General features: G+C 49.6%; 12 protein-coding genes and 1 pseudogene. 9 read left to right on the forward strand and 4 right to left on the reverse strand.

Annotated elements, in window-relative coordinates:
* Positions 1-464 precede the first annotated feature (464 nt).
* The 3 genes from mqo (at position 465) to KO508_RS05380 (ending at position 5320) form a co-directional block, all read left to right on the forward strand.
* Positions 465-1946 (forward strand): malate dehydrogenase (quinone), encoded by a 1482-nt coding sequence (mqo, locus tag KO508_RS05370; RefSeq protein WP_216007250.1) that lies wholly within the window; start codon positions 465-467, stop codon positions 1944-1946.
* 62 nt (positions 1947-2008) lie between these two features.
* Positions 2009-3241, forward strand: coding sequence for an ATP-grasp domain-containing protein (locus KO508_RS05375; protein WP_216007251.1), 1233 nt, complete (start codon positions 2009-2011; stop codon positions 3239-3241).
* A 54-nt stretch (positions 3242-3295) separates the two neighbouring features.
* Positions 3296-5320 carry a hypothetical protein gene (locus KO508_RS05380; protein ID WP_216007252.1) on the forward strand — a complete coding sequence of 675 codons (2025 nt, stop codon included), beginning with the start codon at positions 3296-3298 and terminating at the stop codon, positions 5318-5320.
* A 14-nt stretch (positions 5321-5334) separates the two neighbouring features.
* Here the strand turns inward: KO508_RS05380 and KO508_RS05385 are convergent, their stop codons facing one another.
* Both KO508_RS05385 and KO508_RS05390 read right to left on the reverse strand, forming a co-directional pair.
* Positions 5335-6225: a chemotaxis protein gene (locus KO508_RS05385; protein WP_216007253.1), complete on the reverse strand. Its 891-nt coding sequence runs from the start codon at positions 6223-6225 to the stop codon at positions 5335-5337.
* Positions 6226-6461: 236 nt separating this feature from the next.
* Positions 6462-8021, reverse strand: coding sequence for a BCCT family transporter (locus KO508_RS05390; protein ID WP_216007254.1), 1560 nt, complete (start codon positions 8019-8021; stop codon positions 6462-6464).
* Between the two features lie 361 nt (positions 8022-8382).
* Here KO508_RS05390 and KO508_RS05395 point away from each other — a divergent pair, with 361 nt between their 5' ends.
* Positions 8383-9114, forward strand: a complete 732-nt coding sequence (locus KO508_RS05395) for a helix-turn-helix domain-containing protein (RefSeq protein ID WP_216007255.1) — start codon at positions 8383-8385, stop codon at positions 9112-9114.
* A gap of 86 nt (positions 9115-9200) precedes the next feature.
* Entirely contained in the window at positions 9201-10106 is a 906-nt protein-coding gene (yddG, locus tag KO508_RS05400; protein WP_216007256.1) for an aromatic amino acid exporter YddG, read from the forward strand.
* 19 nt (positions 10107-10125) lie between these two features.
* Here yddG and KO508_RS05405 read toward each other — a convergent pair whose 3' ends face one another.
* The gene (locus tag KO508_RS05405) at positions 10126-10965 is read right to left on the reverse strand and encodes a phytanoyl-CoA dioxygenase family protein (protein ID WP_216007257.1); all 840 of its coding nucleotides are present in this window, start codon (positions 10963-10965) and stop codon (positions 10126-10128) included.
* A 691-nt stretch (positions 10966-11656) separates the two neighbouring features.
* Here KO508_RS05405 and KO508_RS19030 point away from each other — a divergent pair.
* From KO508_RS19030 to KO508_RS05425, 4 genes and pseudogenes are all read left to right on the forward strand, one after another.
* Positions 11657-11930, forward strand: a pseudogene (locus KO508_RS19030) (thermonuclease family protein); the annotation flags it as partial.
* A gap of 108 nt (positions 11931-12038) precedes the next feature.
* Positions 12039-13004 (forward strand): SMEK domain-containing protein, encoded by a 966-nt coding sequence (locus KO508_RS05415; RefSeq protein ID WP_216007259.1) that lies wholly within the window; start codon positions 12039-12041, stop codon positions 13002-13004.
* Positions 12997-13239: a hypothetical protein gene (locus KO508_RS05420; RefSeq protein WP_216007260.1), complete on the forward strand. Its 243-nt coding sequence runs from the start codon at positions 12997-12999 to the stop codon at positions 13237-13239. Before KO508_RS05415 ends, KO508_RS05420 begins: the two co-directional genes overlap by 8 nt.
* Positions 13226-14953: a DUF2326 domain-containing protein gene (locus KO508_RS05425; protein ID WP_216007261.1), complete on the forward strand. Its 1728-nt coding sequence runs from the start codon at positions 13226-13228 to the stop codon at positions 14951-14953. Before KO508_RS05420 ends, KO508_RS05425 begins: the two co-directional genes overlap by 14 nt.
* 125 nt (positions 14954-15078) lie before the next feature.
* Here KO508_RS05425 and KO508_RS05430 read toward each other — a convergent pair.
* A partial coding sequence (locus KO508_RS05430; RefSeq protein WP_216007262.1) for a recombinase family protein occupies positions 15079-15425 on the reverse strand: 347 nt, incomplete at its 5' end.

Genomic DNA, 15425 nt, shown 5'->3' on the forward strand with positions numbered 1-15425 from the left:
ATCTGCCCGGTGCACGACAACCTCGAGAACCCCGAGGTACAAGCACCGGAAAGGTGTGCAAGATACCGCATAAGGGCAGCTGAGGTCAGCCCCTTTCGAATCAAGTGGCGCTCTTGCGGTCGTACCGAGGCGTGAGACTAAAGTTGCGGTGATATTCTGTGCTAAAGAAGAGAGAATTCGGAAAAGTGTGCTCTGCGCGTGTCGGGATTATTACCTATAACTCCGCGCAAGCCACTGTTCGTATGCTAACGAAACAACCGCTAGACTTAGAAGCAGATCATGCTCCGATGCGTCTCCATTGATGATCGCAATGTATATTTCTGCGAAAATCCGGATAATTGCTCTCATATTCAGAACGGACGCACAAGGCAACGCCATTTACCATGCGACTTGCCCGCATCCGATACACCTCTTCGCTGATCGTGGAGGGGGGACAGGCTCAAAACTAGCTAGGATGAAAACCAATGGCCGTTAAACAGGCAGATGTAGTATTGGTCGGTGGTGGCGTCATGAGCGCTACCCTCGGCGTGATGCTAAGGCAGCTGGACCCGTCGATGAACATTGTCATGCTGGAGCGTTTAGACCACGTTGCCCATGAAAGTACGGATGGCTGGAACAACGCAGGAACAGGTCACGCTGGCTACTGTGAGCTTAACTACACGCCCGAAACCGACGATGGCGATGTTGCTATCGAGCGTGCGCTTCAGATCAATGCGCAATATGAGGTGTCGTTGCAGCTCTGGTCGCATTTGGTAGAGCAGGGCATGTTGCCCGAACCCTCAAAGTTTATAAATCGCACACCGCACCAGAGCTTTGTTTGGGGCGAAAAAGACGTGGCGTTTCTCAAGCGTCGATTCGAGCGCTTGAGTGGCCATCACCTGTTTAGCGAAATGGAATACACCGAGTCCCCTCGGGAGCTGGAAAGCTGGATGCCTCTGGTCGTAGAGGGCCGTGACCCGATGCAGCGTGTTGCCGCAACCCGAATTAGCCATGGCTCGGATGTGGATTTTGGTTCTTTGACCCGCAGTATGGTTGAGTACCTGCAGAGCCAGCCCAATTTCGAGTTGATGCTCGGTTGCCCGGTGCATTACATAGACCAGCGCGACAACGGCCGCTGGAAAATCCGGGTTAAAAACCAGCATACCGGCGAGTTAACCAAGCTGGAAACCGAGTTTGTATTCCTCGGTGCTGGCGGCGGTGCTTTGCCTTTGCTGCAAAAATCCGGAATTGCAGAAGCTCGCGGCTACGGCGGCTTTCCTGTTAGCGGCCAATGGCTGGTATGCCGTAAGCCTGATGTTGTAAAACAGCACCATGCCAAGGTGTACGGTAAGGCGCCTATTGGCGCACCGCCCATGTCGGTACCGCATTTGGACACTCGAATTATCAATGGCGAGCCGGCTTTGCTATTTGGTCCGTTTGCGGGCTTCACGACACGCTTCCTCAAGCAGGGCTCAATCTTCGATTTGTTTGGCTCGGTACGCACCTCCAATCTCAAGCCCATGTTGTCTGTGAGCAAGAGCAATATGGACCTTACCCGCTACCTGATCGGGGAGGTATTCCAATCGCACAGCGATCGCGTAGAAGCGCTACGCAATTTCTTCCCGGAAGCTGAAGAAGACAACTGGGAACTGCGGAATGCAGGCCAGCGCGTACAGATTATCAAGCAAGCTGAAGGTGGCGGCGGCAAGCTGGAGTTCGGGACAGAAATTGTGGCCTCAAAAGACGGTACCTTGGCCGCGCTACTCGGTGCATCACCGGGCGCGTCTACAGCCGCAAATGCGATGATCAATGTCATTGAACGCTGCTTCCCGACCAAGGTCCAGACACCAGAGTGGCAAGAGCGCATGAAGGTAATGGTGCCCTCTTACGGCCAGTCGCTGGTTAACGACGAGGCGTTGTTGAAAAAAGTTCGGGAAAGAACCCTTGCTACCTTGAAGTTGGGTTAATATTTGCGATTCTCACACATCGGCGTAGGGTGAAAGGACATTCGAAAGCAAGGATAGAGCCGATGAGCGAGCACAAATATAACCCGGATAAGGGCTATGTCGCACTGCTGGGCTGGAGCCTCAACGCTGTAGAAGCTGCTGACAAGTTTGATCGTCGTTATGTGGTCGTGGCGCCAGATTGGGCCGAGCCTTACTGCCAAGAGCACGATATACCCTACGTGCCTTGGAACTTTGAGCGCCTGAACGACCGCTCTGTGGAAATAGCCCAAACCCTTAAAGACATGGGCGTGGACGTTGCCATTCCTTTGTTTGAAGAAACGGTTGAATGGGCGGGCGCGATTAACTCAGTGCTGATGGACAAACCGCGGCTGTTTGGCCAAGCCATGCTATTGCGTGACAAGGCTCTGATGAAGCGCCGTGCCCAGCTCGGAGGTATCCGGGTGGGTATTTTTGAAGAGGCCCACGACAAAGGCGACGTTATCCGCTTTCTCAAGCGAGTGAATCAAACCCTACTCAAGCTTGATGGCGACCCCAACGACCCGATTCACCTGAAAGCTTTCGATAAGGCCGGCTGCCTTGGCCATCGAGTCATTCGTACTCCAGACGAAGTGGACTCAATTCCAGACGAAGAATTTCCTGTGCTTATGGAATCCCATCTCGACGGCTGGGAGTTTGCCGTAGAAGCGTGGGTTCATAACGGCAAGATCGCCTTTCTGAACATCTCTGAGTACGTCACGCTGGGTTACTCGGTATTTGTGCCCGCAACACCGGATCTTGAAAAGTACCGTGACCAGATTCGCGGCGAAATCGAAAAGCTGATCAAGACGTTTGATATCGATTTCGGCTTTGTGCACCCGGAATACTTCGTAACCAGCGACAGTACCATGTACTTCGGCGAAGTCGCCTATCGTCCTCCCGGGTTCAAGGTGTTCGAGCTACTTGAGACAGCCTACGGCTTCAATGCTTATCAGGGTCTTATACTGTCTTTTGATCCCAAGACTACGGAAGAAGAAATCAAAGCCTTCTTCCCGAAAGAAGTGGTGGACGCCAAAGGCTACGCCGGATGCTTTGGCGTATACCCGCGCCGCCGGGTTGTAAGCAAGCTCGAAATTCCCGAGGAAACCGAGAACCACGAGTACTTCGAATCCCACGAATTGACGCCGCCACTTGAAGAAACTGTTACCAAACGGACGGCATTCGGTACCCACTGGGGCTTGGTGTATTTCTTTGGTGAAGACCCATATGTAATGCGGGACTTGCTGAAGCATCAGGAAGACCTGGATTTCTATGTATAATCGGGCGATGCATTAACAACTATAGGGCCTGATGCAGGCTCTGAGGAACATCGTTTGAACGATCATAAATCGGGCAATGTGGTTCCGGCTGTGAACTTGGAAAAGCTGGCGCAAAGACTGGTTGAGGCAACTCGCGTTCTGGACGAAAGCCGGGCTTTTGCCAAACTTGGCAAACTGCCGAGAGTTTTTGATCTAGCTCGCCGTATTCTGATGCAGCCGGAAGGCTGCGCAGTGATTGAGGCGCGTGCAGAGCAGTTAGAAAAAGCAGGTGTGTTTGAGGGTACAGATTGGGCGGAGCCTGCCACCCTGCTACCCTCCTTAACAACGCACTCGCTGCAAAGCCCTAATGCAGATACGGTCGTTATCGAAGCACTCAGTGAGCTCCGCCTGCTATCGGTTGTTCGCGGCACCTATCTACACCCCTCTGTGTCCGCGGAACAAGCCCATCACTACCTGACTCAAGTTTTGGCGATCAACCTCGGACTGCTGTTCGGTATGACGGGTGAAGCCGAGCGGGAGCAGGGCAAGTTGGCCCTTATCAGTCAACATGTTGTGCAGCATGTGGCTCAACATATTGGCTACGAGCATGTCATCGACAGCCTAATTGAGGAAATTTGGCGAATTTTGCAGCAGCGCCCGATTCAAGTGGGCGATGTGCGCAAAATGATTACCCAGATCGCCATTTGCCGGGCAGAACCGAATGCTGATCTTGGCAGTGCAGGGCGGGGTGCGGATCGGCTGATATCGAGCTTATACGGTCCAACTCGTGGGTGCAGTGAAGATCCGGGCACCGTTGTATACCAGCAACGGCTCGAATCTATGGATGCCCAGACGCTACAAAATGAAGCCACCGGCTTTGCGCGTTCCATGCACGACACCGGGTTGGTCTCTCCTTATCATGCGTGTTTTGTGCGTTACATTTTGGAAGGTCAGGATAATTTGCTCAGCGAAGCCTTAGGGCTATCAAGCACCGGCAGGGATTGCCTTATGTGCTACCGGGAGCTGGTGCATCTGCTGATCACCGAGGGCATTTTCCCCGAGACAGCGCAGGGCCTATATGGCCTCGCACTTATGCTTGAGCGGGGCATTCTTTACCAGCCACCGGTGGCGCCAGCACTCTGGCGCCAAGCTAGGCTTAACCTCTGCCCACAAGCCCGTGAGCGCCTTCAGCTGGCCTATGGCTACCAACCGCAGGCGGGTGCTTGGTTGATTCAGGGTGTGCTCAATATGTTGGGGCAACCTTTAGGTGTTGGTCAGGGGAACAACCCAACTTGTCAGTCTGCGCGTGCATTGTCTATGTGGGCCTATAACGATCCTGACTACCTATTGCAGATGGTTGCATGGGCAGCCAGAGATAATGAAATTGTTATGCATTTCGAGGGACAACCGGTCTCCTCGGTGCAAAGTCTTGGTGGCGTTGCATCGGAGGTCACTCTGGATCTTGATCCGGTTTCGTTGGTTGTAGTGCCCCATCTCGATAGAATTTACGGTGAAATGGGCCGCATGTGCATAGGCCGCGAAGGCGATCCACACCGTTGGGTGAACCCGGAATTTCACGGCTGGTCTGCCGGGCGAGGGTTTGCAATCAACGTGGATGTAGCTACAGGCAATCTGGAAGACTTAGAAGGATTTATTCGCCATTTCTATGCCAGCTATCACCCTTATTACAACGGCAACCAACCACTGATACACCCTCAGCCAGCAGGTATTGCGGTAACCGATAGGGCTGCGCGGTTCATTGGCTGGCATGCGATTACCATATTGCGGGTGGCTTTGGACCCTGAAGGTGAGATGCGCGCGTATTTCTACAACCCAAACAATGACAGCGGTCAAAGTTGGGGTGATGACGTAAACGTGAGCACGGACGGCAAGGGGGAAAGATTTGGCGAGGCATCGCTGCCCTTTGAGCAGTTTGCGTCCAGACTGTACATCTTCCACTTCGACCCGCTTGAGCGAGGCGAGCCTGCAGATGTCGGGGAGGAAGAGCTCCAGCGGGTAGTGTCGCGGGTGTATCGAAGCTGGGGTGAAAACCGCGTACCCGCTAAAGAGTTACAGGCCGAACCACCACAGGCTGAGTAGTCCTCTCGTGCTGCCTATTGCTCAGAGTGACGGGCGCCTCTGAGCATGGCGTGTAGCAATTCATCTGCATCAAATTTTGTTAGAGCTTCGTTTGCGCCCACTTGATTGGCGTAGCTCAGGCTCATTTCGCTGTTCAGGGATGTGTGCAGAATAATGTAAGGTTGCTTTAGAGTGCCATTATCCCGCACGTTAAAAGCCAACTCGTAGCCATCCAGACCTGGCATCTCAATATCGCTCACTAGAATATCAATGGGCTTCCCACGTTCATTGCTATTAAGCAGGATCTGCTGGGCTTCATCGCCGTTGGTGGTCACTTGATATGAAATATCCTTGGCATCCAACACGTCGCATAGCTGTTTGCGGGCAACCCTTGAATCATCTACCAAAAGGATGTTTAAGGCTTTTAGCGCTTCGCTCTGTACGTCGGTCAGCACCACATCCCGGGTGTCCAATGAGTCTGGGTATACATTTGCCAGCAGTAGCTCAACATCCAGTAGCTGAATAAGCTCGCCTTCCATATTCAATAAGCCGGTTATAAACGCTTTGTCTCCTAGTGCTGAGGGTGGCGACTTGACCTTTTTCCAATCCGTTTCGATGATTTTCTGTACATCACGCACTAGAAATCCAGTTTCCTGACGCTGAACATCGGTAATTATAATAGACGCTGTTTTTCGTTCCTCCGCAGTCAAGGGCGGATAGCCAACAGCCGCGGCCATATCAATCACCGGCACCGCTGAACCTCGGAAGTTCATGGTGCCAATAACGGCGTAATGGCTATGGGGCATTTTAATGAGGGGCTTGAACGGCAGTATTTCACGAATTTTCAGCGTGCCAATCCCGAACAGGCGGGAGCCTGACAAGCTGAATAATAACAGTTTTTGAGTTTGCTTGGCTTTGCTGCTCATAACACCGGATCCTTACAAATAGCCCCTACCATCATATAGCTAGGTAGCTTCAAGGGGGCAAATCAAACTAGATAAGGGTTAACGATAGCAAGCTTACTGGCTGTTGCCAGCAAATAAGTCAAAGCCTTGCTATAAATAAGTGTTTCTGGCTCAAGGTACAGCCGCCTAGGCGAGGATTTCCACCGGCATTTCTTCTCGGGCGAATCCGGACACTTCAGGCTGATAATGAGTAGTGCTTACTCAGGGATCAGCTTCTGTTCCCGCGCCATGGCATAAGCTGCTTTGGGTCCGAGCCACAGCGAGGGCAGCAAGATCAGCGACACCGGAATAGCGGTGATCACAATGAACTGCTGAAGCACACTGATCTGCCCCGCACCCATGTACAGCAGAATGCCTGCCATACCTGCCATTGCCAACCCCCAGAACGCCCGTACAAAGGTATTCGGTTGGTCGTGTCCAGTGCTCACAACGGCAATGGAGTAGCTCATGGAGTCACCGGTAGTGGCAACAAAAACAGTGGTTAGTATCAGAATGGCCAGAGCCATAAAGCTGCCACCCGGTAGAGACTGCGCAACCGTTATAGTCGCCACATCAAAGCGGAAGCTGTTCAGCGCTTCAGTCAGATCAATTACGCCGGTCATTTGGTAGTAAATGCCAGAGCCGCCCAGCAGGGTAAACCAGATGGTAGTGGCAACAGGTGCCATAACCGCTACGGCCAAGATCATTTCACGAATGCTTCTGCCGCGAGAAATACGGGCAACAAAAATGGCCATTAGTGGTGCATAGCCAATAAACCAGGCAAAGAAGAACACTGTCCACCACTGCATCCACCAGTCAGGAGATGTATCCGCAGTCATGGTTGCCATAGCCATAAAGGAAGAAACGTATTGGCCCATGCTTTGGAGATAGGTGTTGGTCAGAAACAAGGTGGGGCCGAAGACGAAAATAATGGCTCCGATGGCCAGCGCCAGAAACACGTTCATCCGGCTCAAAAACTGAATGCCACGGTGAACGCCGGTTGCTGCTGAGGTCACGTAAATCATAGCCAAAGCAATTAGGATAGCCATTTGTGTTACCAGACCATCAGTCAGACCAAACAGTTCGCTCAGACCAAAACTCATTTGGGTTGCGAGAAAGCCAATCGGGCCAACGGTGCCAGCTACAATGGCAATGACGCAGCAAGCGTCTACAACACTGCCTAACCAGCCACTCATGATGCGTTCACCGAACACCGGGTATAGTAATGTGCGTGGTTGCAAAGGTTTGCCCTGTACATAGTGGGCATGTGCCAGAATGATCGCAGCCAAGGTGCCCAGAACAGCCCAAGCCAAAAAGCCCCAGTGCATGAATGATTGCGCCATAGCATTGGAGACCGCAGCAGCGGTGCCGGGTTCTGATGTAAACGCAGGTGGCGTCACAACAAAGTGATAGATCGGCTCACCAGCGGCAAAGAACACACCGCCTCCGGCCAGCAATGTGCACATAATGATAGAGAGCCAGCGGAAAGTGCTCATCTCCGGCTTGGCCAGATTCCCAATTTTGGCTTTGGCTGCCGGAGTGCAAGCCAGACCAATAGCAATAAAGAATGTAGCCAACAACAACATCTGGAAGTAGGTGCCGAAGACCTTGGCCGTCCAGGCAAAGCCGCTGCCAATCAGCTCGGCTACGCCTTTGGTGTCAAATAGAGAGAAGCCAACAAATAACGCAATAAAGCCAACGCTGAGAGTGAGCACTACAGGGTCGCCAAGCTGAGCTATGGAGTAGTCTCCGCCTGATTTGTCGTTGCCCTTAATCATAAACTAAACCTTTTTTAATAATCGCAGGCGCGCGACAGTGCCACAAAGTGTCTGTTAATACCAATGTACAAGGGAATTTTCTGCCGACATCCTAAGTGAACGTCAGTGCTTGCAGTCTGTTCTCTTCCACCGGCACAAACTCAGCCCGAGGCCGTAGCTGGTCTGGCCGGTTGGCAGTGAGCTCCTGAGCACTTGGCTCTGCTGGGTTCGTAATCTTAATGACGTTATCTTGCGGTTCAATTACCACTGTACCTTGGCAGCAGTCCTAATAGGCACTGCGGGTATGTTCGGCCATCAGAGCGAGCCCGAGAGATGCGAAAGAGGCAATCAGTATTGGCGCTGTTGGGTTTATACTGTTGGCATGACGCATCCAGACATTAACCTACACTTACGAACCTACGATGGGGAGGGAAGAAGTCACTCCCACGATCACCACCAACTTGTTTTGCCTCTCGCCGGCACGCTGTGGTTGTCTGTGGATTCAGTTGAAGGGAAGGTGGTTAATCAGCGAGCCGCGATCATTCCATCCGGACGTGATCACGGATTTCTGGCGACGGAAGAGAACCAATTTTTGGTGGCAGATGTTCCTGAAGGTTTGGCACCATCGCTGGACAGATTGCCCTGTTTTGTTGAGCTGGATTCGGCACTGCTTCATTACGTAAAGTTCCTGCACAGTCAGATTCGTGAAGGGAACGGATCTGCGTACACCCAGCACCAAATGCTACTCCTGCTTATCCAGCTTCTTCAGGAGCGGCATGGCAGTGAGTTGAGGCTGGATCGCCGGGTTGTTGTTGCCAAACAGTATCTGGACGATCGTTATTGTCAGGCGATATCGGCTTCGGAGCTATCCGGCACCGCTCACCTGAGCACCCGGCAATTGAATGACCTTTTTCGCAAGCAGATAGGCATGACACCACACCAATACCTCACCGAATTGCGAATGAAAGAAGCCTGGCGACTGTTGGAGCAGTCGGATCTCAGTATCCAGCGGGTTGCGGATGCGGTCGGTTATACCTCTCTTTCATCGTTCAGTGATCGCTTCAGGGGCCACTTTGGGCATGCCCCCAGTTACTTCCGCCGAAAATCGAAATAATCCCGCCATAACCTGAAAGCTATCTCTGGGGTGGAAGCATAGTCTGCCATGATCATTTAGCCGTTGAGATATTTGGGAGAAATACCATGGCATCTGTTAACGGAGCCACCTGGATAGGGTCGGTTTCTATCCTGCTCTGGGGCACTCTGGCGCTCTTGACGAAGTTGTCTGGCGGCGAGATTCCGGAGTTCCAGTTAATGGCGATGACTTTCGGCATTGCCTTTGTGTTGATGTGTGTTCGCTGGTTCCGGGCGGGGCACGCGGGCGTAAAATACCTGCGACAGTCACCGCTGGCTTGGGCCATTGGGGTTGTCGGTTTGTTCGGTTACCACTTCGCCTATTTCAAGGCCATGACTCTCGCGCCGGCAGTGGAAGTCAGTCTGCTGGCTTATCTTTGGCCGTTGTTGATCGTGCTGCTGTCTGCGCTTTTGCCCGGTGAATCCCTTCGCGCACAGCACATTGTTGGAGCCCTGTTGGCATTGGCGGGTTGTTGGCTGCTGATTGGCAAAAATGCCGATGGGTTTGTTTGGGAAAACTTGCCTGGCTATTTCGTGGCATTGCTCTGTGCCCTGATCTGGTCCTGCTATTCAGTGCTCAGTCGGTTGGTCCGCTCGGTGCCGACAGATGCGGTGGGGTGGTTTTGCGGTGTCACCGCCATTTTGGCCCTGATCTGCCATCTTCTGTGGGAGCAAACAGTATGGCCTCAGGGACTGGTTCAATGGGTTGGTGTGATAGGGCTGGGGCTGGGCCCGGTGGGGATCGCCTTTTTTACTTGGGATTACGGTGTGAAACACGGCAACATTCAGCTGTTGGGAACGCTGGCCTACGGCGCACCGTTGATTTCGGTGATCCTGCTGATCCTCGCCGGATACGGTGAGGCCACGGTTGCGGTTGTCGGTGCCAGCATTTTGATTGTGATTGGTTCTTTGGTTGCGAGCAGGGTCAGAAATAGACAAGGGACAACTCCCTATGCAAAAAAGCTCCAATCTTGATTGGTCTATGTTGATGGCATTACTTCTCCAGCAAGCGAAGCGGGTGCATACCCTCGACCATGCCCATGAACGGCGGATAGATTGAGTAGCCAACCAGAGCCTGCAGCTCAGGGGACAGGGCGCGCACGGTCTCCTTGGACAGCTCAAGCAGATAATTTTCCTGCTGCCGCATATAGGCTTCGCAGTATTGATGTGTAACGGCGAAGCGCGCATGTGATGAGGTATTTTTGCCGCCGCCATGCCAGGTGGTTCCCAGAAAGAACACCACCGAACCGGCTGGCATGACGGCGGGTATGGCGTCAGCTCGTTTTGCGTGCCGATCGTTTCCCCATATGTGACTCTCAGGCACGATGACGGTAGCGCCATTATCTTCGGTGAAGTCATCAATCGCCCACACGGTTGCGGCGCCCAGTGGCTGACGGGGGCGGGGCAGGCGATAGAAGGCGTCATCGTGATGCAGCCCTTGTGGAGCCTCGCCGGGAAGAATGTTGATGATTTGGCTCTGGGACAACAGAAAACCGGGCTCGAACAGCCGATCCATGAGCCCCAGAATTCGCGGATGAACAGCGAGTTGGTCGGTTGCTCTGGTCTTGGACAAAACGTTGTAGACCCGTTGTGTCTGGTGCCCCTCGAACGGGTTTCGTCCGGTCTGGCCGAGCAGGGCAAGGCCTTCTTCTTTGATCGTGGCGCAGGTTTCAAGGGGGATCAGATTTTCGATGATGACATAGCCGTCACGCATCAGCTTCTCGAAGTCTTGCTCCACTTCCACGGTGTTACGCTCGGCCCCCGGTTTCAGGCGCCGGTGGGTTTTTGCGTGATCGCCTTTTTTGTAGCGCTGCGCATCGAATGATTCAGACATTGGGCATTCCTCGTTATTGGTCATTAAAGTGGTTTTCCACCGGCCATGTGAAGAGGTAAACCTTTATTCTAAAATACTCTTGTGTTTTTTCGGGTGATTTCGAATACAGATTGGGAAAGCTTGGAGCCATCTAAGTTTGAGGTGCTCATAGGTGGCTCCTGTGTAGGAGGCGCTGTAAACGCATGCAGCCAGTGGTGTCCAAGTGTTTTTGTTAACGCTTCGTCTAAAAGCACTGCTTTAGAAACGAAAAAAGCTCCTGAAGTCAGGAGCTTTTTCGGTTAAGTTGGTGGAGACGGCGGGAAACTCCACCAAAATCAATAAACCACTGATTGCACCGGCTTTGTGGGTCGGAAAATCAAAGTGTAACGCACTTTGTATCGCACCCCAACGCAACCATTCCTATTCCACACCCACCGTGCGTGCTCTGAAACATCATTGCACATTGCCGGTGCAAGCCTACGCGGATTCCGCCGGTTGCCTTCAGGGATGGACTGAAAGACCTGAAGCACGACGTTGACTCTGAACTGAACGAAGAAATCTAAGCAATTGATAATAAGGGACATACCTGGAATGGACGCTGGTGTTCATCGATTTCAGCATCGAGAACAAGCTGCCTGATAAAATGAGCGAATAAAGATTCGCTTTGCTGAAATAGACTGCCCGGAATACGGGCAACTAGGGGCAGAATGCTACTGAAGATTTGAAAGAGGTTCTGAGTAGTGGGACTGTCACCGTTGAGGTCACCGACGTTGACTACTACGGGCGTATTGGTGGGCAGGTCTACACCAAAGGGAGTGAACATCAATCGCTACATGGTGGAGTCTGGTAGCTGTTGGGTCTATCCTCTCTATGCAAAAGACCAAGATTTATTTAAGCTGCAGAGCGAAGCACAGACGGCTGAACGCAGGTTGTGGCGGCTACCCGAAAATGGGAGAGTACCGCCATGGGAATGGCGAAGAAGGTAGCAAAAAGGCAATTTTTTGATCTTTAACCTGATTGTCGATAGTTGTATTCAGTTCGATGAGAAAATTGCAGCTGTGAGGCTATATGAAGAAGAGCGTGATGGGTGAAAAATGACCAAAAAACAAGAATACATGACTGCCATCATCACTCTGCTTACGCGGATTCCGCCAGTGGTCACTGCTAGTAACAAGCTAAATTTAACAGACGTAAATACCTTCTCTGAGGATTTTTATGAGCAGCTGTTAAATCTCGTTTATGGTTATCGATTAAAAAACGAGAACGAATTTGATCCCAATGCCGCAGCGATAGACCTTAGAGACACAGGTAATAAGGTTGCCATTCAAGTTACGTCAACGTCGTCTCTTAAAAAAACGCAAAAGACCGTAGAAAAATTCATCGAACACGGTTTGTTCAAAAAATTCAAGCGATTGATTATTTTGAACATCGTTAAAAAAAGCAAGCACAAAGAATGTAGTATAGGAGATGACCAGTTTTCGATAGATACCGAAAAGGACATTTGGGATATAAACGACATTTTGAGGGATATTAAATACCTCACTGACATTGAAAAGATAAAGTCTATCCGAGATTTTTTGCGGAAAGAGTTGCAGGATGAGCCAGTTTCAACTTTGCCGAATGAAGTGAATACTATATTGGCAATGATTGAAATGCTTAGTAACGAAAGTCATCCCCATGCTGGAAATGGATTCATTGAAGATCCAGATCCCGATAATAAGATAAACAAAAGATTTTCCGATCATTCTGAATATCTAAAAAATAGATATTATGATCTTTATATTGAATACGGAAAGATCCTGGGTACGATAAAAGAAGAGAGTGATATTGGTGGTCAGGCACTTCGCAGAGCAGGTACATACTTGAAGGGCTACAGCGATGAAGTTCTTACGAATAGCGGCGGTGATCCAAAAGTAGCACTTGGAGTCTTAGTCGACAATTTTAAGGTACATTTATCTAACCTTGGCTTCTCTTTTGACTCGTGCGCTGCCGAATTTTACATAGTTGATCAACTAATTCAATGTAACGTCTTTCCTCTCAGGAAGGTAAGCAATGGCTAATCTATTTTCAAAGAATGAGAATTTAGAGAAATCAGCTCCGGTTGTTGGGTCTGAGATTCTCAAACTACTTAATGCTTCTGGTGGGCGCACGATTAGTATTTTTGATGCAGCCCGTGCCCTCCGGAAAAGCAACAAAGTTGGTGCAAAAAGCCTTTATAACGGCATATTATTCTTGTACTCACTAGACGTTATTGAGTTTGACGAGCCTTATATAATATCAAATGTTAACGATTAAGCGATTATACAGCGAGCCGAGCCTTTTTGAGCCAGTTGAGTTTTACAATGGCTTCAACCTTATACTTGGTGAAACAACCGATAAATCTGTTAAAACTAACGGTGTTGGTAAATCCTTGTGCGTAGAATTTATAAATTATGCCCTTCTTAAGGATCACAACCAAAGCAGGGTTGCAAAGATACCCAAAAATGACCTTCCTGAAAATTTCGAAATCTGCTTGGATTTTGAAATTGGGCAAAGGCAAATAACCATACGTAGAAACGTTTTCAAGGAAGATTTTCCTCAACTTTTTGTTGATGGAAAATTAAAGCCTGTAGCGTCGAAGAGCCAGGTGTTAGAGTATTTGGCATCTTTGACATTTGGCTCTACAAGAAGCAGCGAATCGCCATCCTTTAGGTCGATACTCGGACCCTTGATAAGAGATGAAAAGTCAGAGTTTAAGTCTATTATCAAATGCTTTGATACAGATAAGCGCATACCTCCGGATTATGAGCCTCACCTCTATTTGTTAGGCATCAATCCAGCACCTTACAACCAAGCAAACCGCTTGAATCGAGATTTGGAGAAAATTAAAGCAGCCAAGTCAAAGGTGAAAGAGAATATTGAAGCATTAACTGGGAAAAATATATCTGAAGCTAAAGCCGATTTGAATGATTTAAAGAATCAGGTGGATAAAACTCAAAGCGATATTGATAAGCTTGAGAATGTAGAAGGCTACGATATAGTAAAATCTGAAATTCTTGCTCTAGAAGAAGATATTGATGAGAAGCGTGCTCGTCAGGAAGTTTTAAAATCTGAGCTTTCGAAAATCAACCTGTTTAAAGGTGATAATTACATAGATGAAGAAGAGGTTGCTGATCTCTATAACCAATTTAGAGATGGACTTGGCGACTTGATAAAGAAAGAGTTGTCAGAAGTTAGCGCATTTAAGAAAAAAATTGATGACTTTCAACGATCTTTGATCAACGAGCGAAAGGACGGTGTTATCGCAGAAATAGGCTCGTTAGCTGCAGAGTTAAAGGTTTTGGATAATCGCTATAAAGAGAAGGCATCCCTTCTAGACCAAGAAGGGATTTTGAAAAGCTTAAAGAAAACTATCGCTATTCACCAGAAGAAAATTGAAGAATACTCATCTCTTAACTCGTTCCTAGATTCATATAGCAGTCATGAACAAGAACGAAAGCACAAGGACATTGAGAGAAAAAATCAAATTCATCTTCTAGACAGCTATGTGATTGAATCCAAGGGCTCTGTAGAAGAAATTGAATCCTTAATTTTGGAAATGCATGAATATGTCTATGGGAATCAGCAATGTTCTTTTGGCGTGGAAGTCAAAGACAACAAAGAAATCGTTAAGTTTGACTTGCGAATTCATGACGATGGCAGCCACAGTATTGATAGGGAGAAGGTGTTTTTTTACGACTACGCTCTTTTAACATCGCCTAGTACTGAAGGTCGACATCCTGGACTATTGATACACGACAACATATTTGAAGTTGATAGAGATACGTTAATAAAAAATCTAGATTACGTGAATTCAACTTTGGGCGACCTGTCGAATAAACAATATATCCTGACTTTAAATAAAGACATGCTGTCTGAACAAGACCTGGAACTTACGGAACTGGATTTTGATCAGCATGTACGCGCCACTTACACAAAAGAAAAAAGGTTCCTGAGGATTGATTACCAAGAATTGTTTAGGTCTTCGTGATTAATTGGACAACGAAAACCGAAAACGGGCTCTTGTCGAAGTAATCACCGTACAAAAAGACGAAATCCAGGCTCCAATCGAGCTGCAATTTGAAAAAGCTTTTCGGTTAACTTCCTAAAAAGGCGTCACGCTGGTGACGCTTCCCCCTTCGCTGCGATTTTGTATAAGTATCCCCGACTGATACCCCACCGATGTGCAAGTGCGGTCTTGTTCCGTTCTTCCTCGAACTCTGTCCTGATCTGATCCAGCTGGGCTTCACTGAATCGGCTTTGGCGACCTTTGTATCGTCCCTGCGCTTTGGCAATGGCGATACCCTCACGCTGGCGCTGAAGAATGCAGTTCCGTTCAAATTCCGCAACGGACGATAGCAGGGGCAGCATCAACTTCTGAAAAGGGTCTTCCTTGTTGGGTTCGAATCGGAGTTTTTCTTTGTGAAAGTAGATGGTCGCACCGTAAGCGCTCCACGAACCCC

The organism is Marinobacter salexigens (assembly GCF_018860765.1).
GTDB lineage: Bacteria > Pseudomonadota > Gammaproteobacteria > Pseudomonadales > Oleiphilaceae > Marinobacter > Marinobacter salexigens_A.